Annotated in this window: 9 protein-coding genes; 3 read left to right on the forward strand and 6 right to left on the reverse strand. The window is 51.9% G+C overall.

Going from position 1 to position 11,266, the window contains the following annotated elements; translation table 11 throughout:
• Positions 1-97: 97 nt before the first annotated feature.
• The 3 genes from btsS to AACS80_RS13080 are packed head-to-tail and all read left to right on the forward strand — an operon-like array spanning position 98 to position 3,016.
• Positions 98-1,783: a two-component regulatory system sensor histidine kinase BtsS gene (btsS, locus tag AACS80_RS13070; RefSeq protein WP_135410164.1), complete on the forward strand. Its 1,686-nt coding sequence runs from the start codon at positions 98-100 to the stop codon at positions 1,781-1,783.
• Complete coding sequence (btsR, locus tag AACS80_RS13075) at positions 1,780-2,499, forward strand: two-component system response regulator BtsR (protein WP_130207024.1); 720 nt, start codon at positions 1,780-1,782, stop codon at positions 2,497-2,499. Before btsS ends, btsR begins: the two co-directional genes overlap by 4 nt.
• Before the next feature lie 46 nt (positions 2,500-2,545).
• Positions 2,546-3,016 (forward strand): YehS family protein, encoded by a 471-nt coding sequence (locus AACS80_RS13080; protein WP_130257535.1) that lies wholly within the window; start codon positions 2,546-2,548, stop codon positions 3,014-3,016.
• Positions 3,017-3,057: 41 nt separating this feature from the next.
• Here the strand turns inward: AACS80_RS13080 and AACS80_RS13085 are convergent, their stop codons facing one another.
• The 6 genes from AACS80_RS13085 to AACS80_RS13115 form a co-directional block, all read right to left on the reverse strand.
• Complete coding sequence (locus AACS80_RS13085; RefSeq protein ID WP_135491628.1) at positions 3,058-3,519, reverse strand: YehR family lipoprotein; 462 nt, start codon at positions 3,517-3,519, stop codon at positions 3,058-3,060.
• A gap of 133 nt (positions 3,520-3,652) precedes the next feature.
• Complete coding sequence (locus AACS80_RS13090; RefSeq protein WP_135410163.1) at positions 3,653-5,644, reverse strand: SWIM zinc finger family protein; 1,992 nt, start codon at positions 5,642-5,644, stop codon at positions 3,653-3,655.
• Complete coding sequence (locus AACS80_RS13095) at positions 5,641-6,777, reverse strand: vWA domain-containing protein (protein WP_135410162.1); 1,137 nt, start codon at positions 6,775-6,777, stop codon at positions 5,641-5,643. Before AACS80_RS13095 ends, AACS80_RS13090 begins: the two co-directional genes overlap by 4 nt.
• Entirely contained in the window at positions 6,770-9,049 is a 2,280-nt protein-coding gene (locus tag AACS80_RS13100; RefSeq protein ID WP_135410161.1) for a DUF5682 family protein, read from the reverse strand. The genes AACS80_RS13095 and AACS80_RS13100 overlap by 8 nt, the downstream gene beginning before the upstream one ends.
• 10 nt (positions 9,050-9,059) lie before the next feature.
• The gene (locus tag AACS80_RS13105) at positions 9,060-10,148 is read right to left on the reverse strand and encodes an ATP-binding protein (protein WP_135410160.1); all 1,089 of its coding nucleotides are present in this window, start codon (positions 10,146-10,148) and stop codon (positions 9,060-9,062) included.
• A 734-nt stretch (positions 10,149-10,882) separates the two neighbouring features.
• Complete coding sequence (locus AACS80_RS13115) at positions 10,883-11,230, reverse strand: hypothetical protein (protein WP_135407329.1); 348 nt, start codon at positions 11,228-11,230, stop codon at positions 10,883-10,885.
• Between the last annotated feature and the right edge of the window lie 36 nt (positions 11,231-11,266).

Consider the following 11,266-nt stretch of genomic DNA (forward strand, 5'->3'; position numbering starts at 1 on the left):
CGTACTCACGATTTTTCATTTTTCTGCAACAGTTCAAAGAAAGTTAAACGCGAGCAATGTATGTTACGCGTTTTAAAGGGACGTGTGGTTTGCGGGTATGTACGATTTTAATCTGGTGTTGCTGCTGCTTCAGCAGATGTGCGTTTTTCTGGTCATTGCGTGGTTGATGAGTAAAACGCCATTATTCATACCGTTAATGCAGGTCACAGTTCGTCTGCCGCACAAATTTCTCTGCTATATCGTCTTTTCCATCTTCTGCATCATGGGCACCTGGTTCGGGTTACACATCGACGACTCGATTGCTAATACGCGAGCGATTGGCGCGGTGATGGGCGGCTTACTCGGTGGTCCGGTAGTGGGCGGACTGGTTGGTCTGACCGGCGGTCTACATCGATATTCGATGGGGGGCATGACCGCGCTGAGTTGCATGATCTCGACGATCGTCGAAGGATTGCTCGGCGGGCTGGTACATAGCATCCTGATCCGCCGCGGGCGTACCGATAAAGTCTTTAACCCCATTACCGCTGGTGCCGTCACGTTCGTCGCGGAAATGGTGCAAATGCTGATCATCCTGGCGATTGCCCGACCTTATGAAGATGCGGTGCGTCTGGTGAGTAATATCGCTGCGCCGATGATGGTAACCAACACCGTGGGCGCGGCGCTGTTTATGCGCATTTTGCTCGATAAGCGCGCGATGTTTGAAAAATACACCTCGGCTTTTTCCGCTACCGCGCTGAAAGTTGCGGCCTCGACGGAAGGCATTTTGCGCCAGGGCTTTAACGAAGTGAACAGCATGAAGGTGGCCCAGGTGCTGTATCAGGAGCTGGATATTGGCGCGGTAGCGATTACCGATCGCGAGAAACTGTTGGCTTTTACTGGTATTGGCGACGACCATCATTTACCCGGCAAACCGATTTCTTCGGCTTATACCTTAAAAGCCATTGAAACCGGAGAAGTGGTTTACGCCGATGGCAACGAAGTGCCCTACCGTTGCTCTTTGCATCCGCAGTGCAAGTTAGGCTCAACGCTGGTGATCCCTCTGCGTGGTGAAAATCAGCGGGTGATGGGTACCATCAAATTGTATGAAGCTAAAAATCGGCTGTTCAGCTCGATCAACCGCACGCTGGGTGAGGGGATTGCACAACTGCTTTCGGCGCAGATCCTCGCCGGGCAGTATGAGCGGCAAAAAGCGATGCTCACCCAGTCAGAGATCAAACTGCTTCACGCCCAGGTCAATCCCCATTTTTTGTTTAATGCGCTTAACACCATCAAAGCCGTGATCCGCCGTGACAGCGAACAGGCCAGTCAGCTGGTGCAGTATCTTTCCACTTTTTTCCGCAAAAACTTAAAGCGGCCTTCGGAGTTTGTTACTCTCGCCGACGAAATTGAACATGTGAATGCTTATCTGCAAATTGAAAAGGCGCGTTTCCAGTCGCGGTTGCAGGTCAATATTTCTATTCCGGAGCCGTTATCTCAGCAGCAATTGCCCGCGTTTACCCTACAACCGATAGTGGAAAACGCCATCAAACATGGGACATCACAACTCCTGGATACGGGGAGAGTGGCAATTAGCGCCCGACGTGAGGGGCAACATTTAATGCTGGAGATCGAAGACAATGCCGGTTTGTATCAACCGGCAACCAATGCCAGCGGGCTGGGGATGAATCTGGTGGATAAGCGTTTACGTGAGCGGTTTGGCGATGACTATGGGATAAGCGTCGCCTGTGAGCCTGATAGTTACACCCGAATAACGTTACGACTGCCATGGAGGGATGAGGCATGATTAAAGTCTTAATTGTCGATGATGAACCGTTAGCACGGGAGAATCTGCGCGTATTTTTGCAGGAACAGAGTGATATTGAAATTGTTGGCGAGTGTTCAAACGCCGTAGAAGGGATCGGCGCGGTGCATAAACTGCGCCCGGATGTGCTGTTTCTCGATATCCAGATGCCGCGTATCAGCGGTCTGGAAATGGTGGGGATGCTCGACCCGGAACATCGCCCATATATCGTTTTTCTCACCGCGTTTGACGAATACGCTATTAAAGCCTTTGAAGAACATGCCTTTGATTATCTATTGAAGCCGATTGATGAAGCGCGGCTGGAGAAAACACTGGTGCGTTTGCGACAGGAGCGCAGCAAGCAGGATGTTTCACTGTTACCGGAAAATCAGCAGGCGCTGAAATTTATCCCTTGTACCGGTCATAGTCGTATTTATTTGCTGCAAATGAAAGACGTGGCGTTTGTTAGTAGTCGAATGAGCGGTGTTTACGTTATCAGCCAGGAAGGGAAAGAGGGCTTCACAGAATTAACTTTGCGCACGCTGGAGAGCCGCACACCGCTACTGCGCTGCCATCGACAGTATCTGGTTAACCTCGCGCATTTACAGGAGATTCGCCTGGAAGATAACGGTCAGGCTGAGTTGATTTTGCGTAATGGATTAACCGTCCCTGTCAGCCGCCGTTATCTGAAAAGTTTAAAAGAGGCGATTGGCCTGTAAAAGACTGCTAAAATGGCTTTTTGCCTCATTAACACCCGAAGGCCTCATGCTAAGTAACGATATTCTGCGCAGCGTGCGCTACATTTTGAAAGCCAACAATAATGATCTGGTGCGTATCCTGGCGCTGGCTAATGTTGAAGCCACCGCGGAACAGATCGCCGTCTGGCTACGTAAAGAAGACGAAGAGGGTTTTCAGCGTTGTCCGGACATTGTTTTGTCTTCATTCCTGAATGGTTTGATTTACGAAAAACGCGGCAAGGATGAGTCTGCTCCGGCACTGGAGCCGGAACGTCGCATTAATAACAACATCGTGCTGAAAAAATTACGCATCGCGTTTTCGCTTAAAACCGATGACATTCTGGCGATCCTGACCGAACAGCAGTTCCGTGTTTCGATGCCGGAAATTACTGCGATGATGCGTGCACCGGATCATAAAAACTTCCGCGAATGCGGTGATCAATTCTTGCGTTATTTTCTGCGTGGGCTGGCAGCGCGCCAGCATGTGAAGAAAAGCTAAGACGGGCATGGCGGCCATGCAAGAACATGGCCGCCGACAGATTATTTCACTTCTTTAAAACCAGCAGCAGCCATGACCAGTTCAATCTGCTTCATGCTGACACCTTTGCTGGTATCTTCATCACCCATCTTGATACCGGAAATGCCCTGCAGGGCTTTCAGATCAACTTTTTCCATATCGATATTTACATTTTCCTGCGCGTAAGTATCGGTATAGGTTAATTTTTCTTCAACGCCCGGAATGTTTTTGTATTTGGCGCTTAATGGCTCAAGTTTATTAGCTGCATCTTCTTTGGTGGTTGCACCAATGGTTGCAAACTGAATTTTGGTTTCTGAAGATTGCTTAATCACTTTGTCGCCTTTGTAGACATAAGTAATGGCAATTTCAGTACCGTTCAGGTTAGCGCTAAATTTCTTAGATTCTTCTTTGTCACCGCAGCCTGCGAGAGAGAAAACCAGAACAGATGCAACAACGAGGGAAAACAGCTTGTTGAAAGCCTTCATGTAAAACTCCATTTTATCAAAATCAGGAAACTGGTGACTCTCACCAGGGCGCTATAGAATATGCTTTATACCTTGTTTTGAGCAGTCCGGAAATGGAGTAGAACTCTTAATAAAAAGCATCTTTCCCTCCTTGTTACTCAAGCATCAGTAATAACTGCTCGCAAAGTAAAACACAGTTATTCAATGCTTCTACCCTTGAATCGCATTCCGGGTTACGCAATTGTGCCAACACATGCGCCAGCCGATAAAAACCCACTGCGGAAAGTTCATTCGCCAGCAATTCGGCCTGACCAATAGCGCTTTGTTCCTGATAGTGCCAACCGTTATGTAGCAGTTGAATGAGCAATGTCTGGCAGCGCATCAGCAACTGATGCGCGGTGGATGGCGCAGGAAGAACGTTGGCAGAAGGTAGTGCTGCAACAGGCGCAGTTTCAGCGTCCAGCGCCCAGGCGCGGGTTAGCGTCATCATTACCCGCGGCTCCAGCGTTAACTGCCCGTCGACAAAACGGACAAACCCAGAAACCAGATTCACGGGATCATCCGTCTGCTGCAAAAGCGCCGCCATGCGTTCAACCGCAAAGGGGGCACAGGCAGAGGCTGGCAGCGATAACGTCAGCACATTATTTTCACCTTCGCCGCTAATCACCTGCGCATCCAGCGTCTGGCGGCTGCTGTCCCATCCCAGCGAAATACACTCCGCCACCGGCAGAATAAATAAATTATCCACCTGATTAAGCGGCCGGACGCAGACTGGCGGGCGCAGGTGTAAGTATTCCCGCAAAGCTTCAATGCCGGGCTGGCGCAACGGCGCCCCCAGCATTTGCCAGGCATCAGGCGACAGTGGGACAACACTGCTTAAGCGGTTGCGAGTAGCTAACAGCAGCTCGCCTTCGGCACTGCGACGCGCGGCTTGTGAAACAATTTGCCCACCTGCCAGTGCGCCAGCCTGAAAACTAAACAGCCGACGTGTGGCTGCCGGTGAGTTTTCCTGTTCGCTTCTCGGCCAACTGCGCGAAAGGTGCAAAATACTGCCGGTGTCGGGATCGGTGAACCAGATGCGTAAACCATACTGCTCAATATCCTGCCAGCAACGCATACCTAGCGACACCAGCCGCAGATGATCAAGCTTTGCTTCTCCGGCAATGCCTGCGCCAACCACCGTGCGCCACGGCATGGGAGGAATTTCACCAACACTGTCGCGGCGTGCCATTTCTTGTGCACTGTTCAAGCGACTGGTTAACGCCACCAGCTGACGCAAGCATTCTCCGGCGTGGTAGTGGCTGGCGCGGGCGTGGAAGGCATCAACGCTTGCCCGTAGCTGTCGTATTGATTCACTCACCCAGCGCCAGTTGCAGGTCTCTGCCGCCTGCAATGCGCGGTTGAATGCTGCCTCGTAATGGATGAGCGGCTGGCTGATACCGCCAAGCCATAATGCCTGGCTTAATTGCTGAACATATTGACGACACGCGTTGCCCTCGTTGCTGGCAAATGGGTCATCATTCGCGGCAACTTGCTCGCTGCGCATCTGCCAGATCAAATGGGTAAATTCTGTTTGCTGCGCTTTGGCCTGGACAAAGGCCTGTACCGCCAGTACGACATGTTCGCAAAGTGTTCCTTCAATGCAATCACAGCGTGCGAAGCGAATACTACTGCGGGAATAAAAACGTACGTCACTCATTGGTAAGCGAGCAGAGGGAATCTCCCCTGGCGAACAGAACAACTCAATGGTGATGCCTTTAGCGACCAGCGCCTGTGCGCGTTTACGGGTGGCATCGGGTAGGGTTGCCAGCTCTCCCAGCCAGATTGCTGGATCCCACTCTTCTTCTTTTTCCGTGGGCTGGGCGGTAGCGCAAAGTCGTTGATAACTTAACACCAGCATCACGCGATGGCGGCACATGCCGCTGGCCCCGCAGGTGCACTGAGCCTCTTTCAGTGCCTGACCGTTCGTCAGCTGGGTACGGACACCGTCACTGAAGGTGGCGATTAAAGCGCCGTTCTCATGACTGATTTCTGGAACATTGCCATTTTCCAGTTCCTTAAGGCTGCGCTTAACAAAACCGGCATTGCTTAACGCCGTCAGTGCCTGTGGTGTCAGTTCTAATAATTCCGGGCGTAGTGAATTCATGATTGAAGATTCTCCGCCAGCCAGGTCGCCAGCTCGCCCGGCGTCATCGCGGCTATTTGTGCGCCGACATTAACCAGCGCCTGGGCCATATCGCGGTCATAGCAAGGTGTTGCGGCGCTATCGAGCGCTGCCAGTCCCAGCACTTTGATGCCGCTCTGGACACACTTTTTCACCTGATGCGTCAGCAATGATGATGAACCCCCTTCATAAAAATCGCTCACGAGGATAATGACGCTTTTTGCTGGTTGTTCAATAAGTTGCCGACCATACTCCACGGCACTGGCGATATTGGTCCCGCCGCCTAATTGTACTTTCATTAATAACTCTACCGGATCGGCAACGTCGGCGGTGAGATCAACCACGCTGGTGTCAAAAGCGACCAGATGGGTACGAATGCCGGGTAACTGCCATAAACAGGCCGCCATCACCGCAGAGTGGATCACCGAATCGACCATCGATCCGCTTTGATCGACCAGTAAGACCAGTTGCCATTGTTCACTGTGGCGCTTAATACGGCTGTTAAAGCGGGGGGATTCGATATACAACTTGCCGTGTTGTGGGTGCCAGTGTTGCAGGTTGGCGCGCAGAGTACTTTTGAAATCGAAATTACGCGCCAGTGGAATAAATGAACGGCGACGGCGATCGCGGACACCAGAAAAAGCCTGACGAACTTCCTTTGCCAGTCGCGCCATAATTTCTTCAACAACCTGGCGCACTATCCGGCGGGCGGCAACCAGCACTTCAGGATTCATCAGATGTTTGGTGTGCAAAACGGCGCGTAGCAGGCTTTCAGAAGGCTGCATACGTTCCAGCACGTCGAGATTCGTCACCACATCTTCAATGCCGTAGCGCAGCACGGCATCGCTTTCCAGCCGCTCAATTACCTGTTGCGGAAACAGCGTGTGAATACTGTTGATCCACTCAGGCGTGGTGAGATTTGAGCCACCTAATCCGCCGGAACGTTCACCACGCTGGATCCGTTCAGGATCGCGCCCGTACAGCCACTCCAGCGCGTGGTCTATTTGTCGGGCGTTGTCATCCAGTCCACAAAGCGTCGTTTCTGCCGCTTCGCCAAGAATCAATCGCCAGCGTTGTAGCTCACGGGTGGTCAGAAGATCGTTCTGTTCAGACATGGAAAACTCCCCAGTGTTGCAGCGATGCCAGTGCCTGCTGTTCGAGTTGTTGATGATGTGCAATGGCTTGCGGTGGGCAATGCAACGGCATTTGCAGCGCCGAGACGGGAAGTTGCGCCAGTTGATAATGCTCAAGCACCTGATGCGCCAGCGTCCCGCGTTCTCGTGGCGGCAGCCAGGCCATCGCCGCGCGTAAATCGGGCAGGGCGTTGATAAAATCGGCGTCACTTAGTTGATTTAAATGACTGCTGAAACCGGCGATAAATGCAGGCTGACAGGCCAGTTGATGGCGGGCCAGCGCCAGCAAACCGTGCAGCACCTCGCCGGATTGTGCCGGGGATAACTGCGTCAGCATCGTCAGCGCCGCTTCGGCACTGGCGTTGGGATGTTCCAGACGCATCAGTGCGCCAAGAGCCGCACCGCGATCCAGTGCCGGGGCATGAATCGCCTGACTGCGGCGCTCCAGTAAGGTCACCGCCGCAGAAAGAGAAACGCCGGGGAGTTGCACACCGCTATGTAGATCGCGCAGGATATGACACAACGCTTGCCAGCTATGCAGGTGAGCGTGAAACTCCTTTTCATCCGGTCTTCCGTTAGATTCACACAGCCACAGCGTGCGATCGATAGCCGCGCATAACGTCGTTTGTAATATCTGCGCGCCTTGCATACCGCTGATTTCATCTAACCGCCATAAGGCATATAGCACTTCCAGCGCCTGGCCCATTTCGGCAAATTGATTTTCCTGGGCGATTAATAATGTGAGTTGCTCCAGTAATTGTTGACTGAAGGACGCCAGACCCGCTAACGCCGCCTGGCTAAGACATGTGGTGATACTGCCGATTCCGCCCGCGTCCAGCATATTGGCTTCTAATTTATTGCGTGCGGCTTCCTGGAGTGTGGCACCAAAACAGGCGGCCTCAATCAATGCCGCATGTTGGCTAAGCGGGCGGGTTAATTTCCACTGTTCTTCACCATTGCCTGCGAGCGTCAGCGTACTTCCGTGCTGGCGCACAATGCCGGGAATCTCGAGTATTGCCAGCCGATGTAACACCTGACTTTGTGCCAGCCCATCGGAGGTAAAGCGATTTAAGGTAAGCTCAGTCGGAAGAGAGATTGCGGTACGTTCCAGTTCGCAGGTGACATCTTTTGGCAGAGGCGGTTGTGGCGTGGAGGGGGCAAGTTTACCGAATCCGTCACCCGCTAATGTGTCTATCAACGTAACCAGAATCGGATCGGTATCGGGATGAATAACTCCGCGATAGCTCCACGGCAACGGCGCGTTCAAGGCTTCTTTAATCAGCGATCCTGCTATAGCATCCAGCCAGTCAGTGCGTAACGGTAGTGTATGACCACGCAACTGTGCCAGTGCCATCGCATGCAGATGAGCGGCAGCCATATCAGCGGTCGAAGCAGGCAAGTTGTGCTGGCGCAAACGGGTCAGAACCGTTTTTAGCAGTTGTTCTCCCGCCTGCTGTAAGCCACACTGCCAGCACCAGTTTTGCCAGACCGGGGCAGGCATACCGGAAAGGTATCCAGCCAGCACATCAAGGCGCTTTTCACTGTAGGGTGTGAGATAACAACCTGTAACGGCATCTGCCAGCGAGGGCAATTCTGGCTTGTTAATTTCCTGCGGGCATTCTCGCCACATTTTTGCCAGTGCAGGAGCGTGCCAGCCGCCGCAGACGACTAACACGTCGCCATTGTTTTGCTGCATCGCCCATCCAATCCAGCGGGCCATAAAGGATTCGCGCTGACGATTGAGTGCATCGCCGGGGAAGTCGCCCCGCAGTTGGGCAAAATAGCGCGCCAGTGCAGAGGGTAATGCAGTTTGCTGGCTTTCATCTTCGAACAAGTGATCCCACAGGGTGTCGCTGTTATCCATGCGGGTGGCACGCAGCAGCAAGGTCTGGCTTTCCTCTTGCGTATCAGGCGAATCGTCCTCTTCTTCACCTTGCGCCCAGCAAGGCAAATCAATGAAGTAAGTTTGTGCCTGAATACGACGTGCGGCTTGTAGCGCCTGCCACTCCGGCGAAAATTCAGCAAATGGCGTCCAGGCACCACGCCCGGGGGCCGCACCGTCCTGATACTGGCAATAACTGTAAATAGCTACCGGAAGCTGGTGGGCTAAAAACAGTTCGTCTACCCGGTCATTAAAATCAGCCGGGCCTTCAATCAACACGTATCTCGGGCGCTGGCTTTCGATTAACGATTTCACCAGCCGGGCGCAGGCCGGACTATGATGCCGGATGCCGACAATTAACGGCTCGCTCATGCATCTTTCCTCACGGCAGGCGGTGGCGGGCTTGATAATAAGCCTGCCAGTGAGCTTCTTTATGTGTGGCGACACGCTGTTCGAAGTAACGGCGCAGACGAGCGCGATCTTCTTCGTTATCTTTGACGATGGTTCCGGCAATACAGTCCACCAGATCGGCTGGCTCACCTGCGCGATTCGCTAAAAACCAGGCGCGGACGCCCACGGCGTGGGCCACGTTCACGGCTTCAGCGGTGGACATAATCGCTGTTAGTGTATCCATTGACGTTTTCTTTTCGCCGTTGGCACGCAGATCGCGGAAGGTGCGTACCAGTAACTCCAGTACCGCGTCAGGCACTTTATGCGGAATACCGCTATGGACCAGCAAACGCGCCGAAGCACTGGCGACCAGTTCCAGCTCCTGGGCGAAATCCATAATCGGAAAAACCGTTTCAAAATCGAAGCGACGCTTTAGCGCGGCACTCATTTCATTGACGCCGCGATCGCGGGTATTGGCAGTGGCAATAATATTAAAGCCTTCTCGCGCATAGAGCTGACTGGCTTCACCAGTGAGTTCCGGCACCGTCATTACCCTGTCAGAAAGCATGCCTAACAGACAGTCTTGTACTTCCAGCGGTGTACGCGTTATCTCTTCAAAACGGACAATTTTGCCGTCGCGCATTCCCTGGTAAAGCGGGGCAGGGACCAGCGCTTCCGTTGACGGACCATGGTTGATAAGCAGGGCGTAGTTCCAGCCGTACTTGATTTGATCTTCGGTGGTAGATGCGCCGCCCTGGATGGTTAACCCGGCATCGCCGCTAATAGCGGTTGCCAGTAATTCAGACAGGAGAGATTTTGCGGTGCCGGGTTCTCCCACCAACATCAAACCGCGTCCGGTGGCAAGAGTGACTAACATACGTTCGACAGCGGAGGGACTAATCACGACTTTACGGCTAATATTTTGCGCTTCGTCGCCAAGGATAAAAGCACGGGCTGCAGGCAAACTTAACTGCCAACCGGGCGGGCAAGGTGCGTTATCATTTTGCTTTAATTTTGCCAGTTCAACGGCGTATAACACAGCAGCAGGCGGACGCTGCAGGTGATTATTCTGCGGTGACATATATTCATCCCTGAAATGTATTAAGAAAATAAACGATATTTTACGCGCAATAAATGTTTGGCGCATTAGTTGTTTGAGCGGAAAATATCTGGAAAGCAGATCACAGTAAATAAAAAAACCTGCTGGTGAGGCAGGTTCTTTTATTTACTACTTTGATGTTAAGTTACTGATAGTGCAACATGGCATCTCAACGAACGAATTATAACCACCTCTGGACCGTGTTGCAATTAAGATAATGAGATTTATAATCCTGACTGTTGGGAAGTTGCGCCGGATCGAACCAATTTCAAGTCCTGGCTACCGGACGGGTGGTGCCGCAGGTGGTGCCCTGATCCGGAGTGCAACATGGCGACTCAACATACGTAAACCAGTATCGACAGGCAGTGTAAGGGTAAGGTACTGGTGTTGCGCTCCTTAATAAGGAGAGCGGATGGACACGCTGACACAAAAGTTAACCGTGCTCATTGCCGTACTGGAGTTATTAGTGGCTCTGTTACGGTTGATTGATTTGTTGAAGTAACGGGCAAATTGAAACGCATTAAAGGGGGAATACCGTTTCCCCCTTTAATAAAGCTATACTCGTCATACTTCAAGTTGCATGTGCTGCGACTGCGGGTTATTCGGCCCATCCATGGACCTCACCCCTTACGGGGCCGCTACAAGTAGCGTTCAAATCCGCTCCATGCGGATTTGTCGTTCACTCCAGTCACTTACTTTAGTAAGCTCCTGGGGATTCACTCGCTTATCGCCTTCCTGCAACTTGAATTATTTAGAGTATATTTTTCTATTTGTCGGTTGAATATATTTTGTAGTTCACGATTAAAAATTGCTATTACCGTTTCTGGTGATTCACCTCGTAATTTTCGCTCATCAATACACTCATCTCTTATATAAATCAACGCATCATTTATTAGCGGGTCGGCATCATTAAATGTTGGACGTAGCCGGAATCGTTCCAGTCGATAGACGAAACCTGTAAATAATTCAGAGCATTTATGGATCTCAAGTCTGAAGGAAAAAGGATCTTCAGGTACAGGAACCTCATAATCGTAAATAGCGACCAGCTCTTTTGGCACGATCATCGCTTTTCCCGGTGGTAAGTCGTGTTGATAACGGGC

The sequence above is a fragment of the Escherichia sp. E4385 genome (genome assembly GCF_963883145.1).
In the GTDB taxonomy this organism is placed as follows: Bacteria; Pseudomonadota; Gammaproteobacteria; order Enterobacterales; family Enterobacteriaceae; genus Escherichia.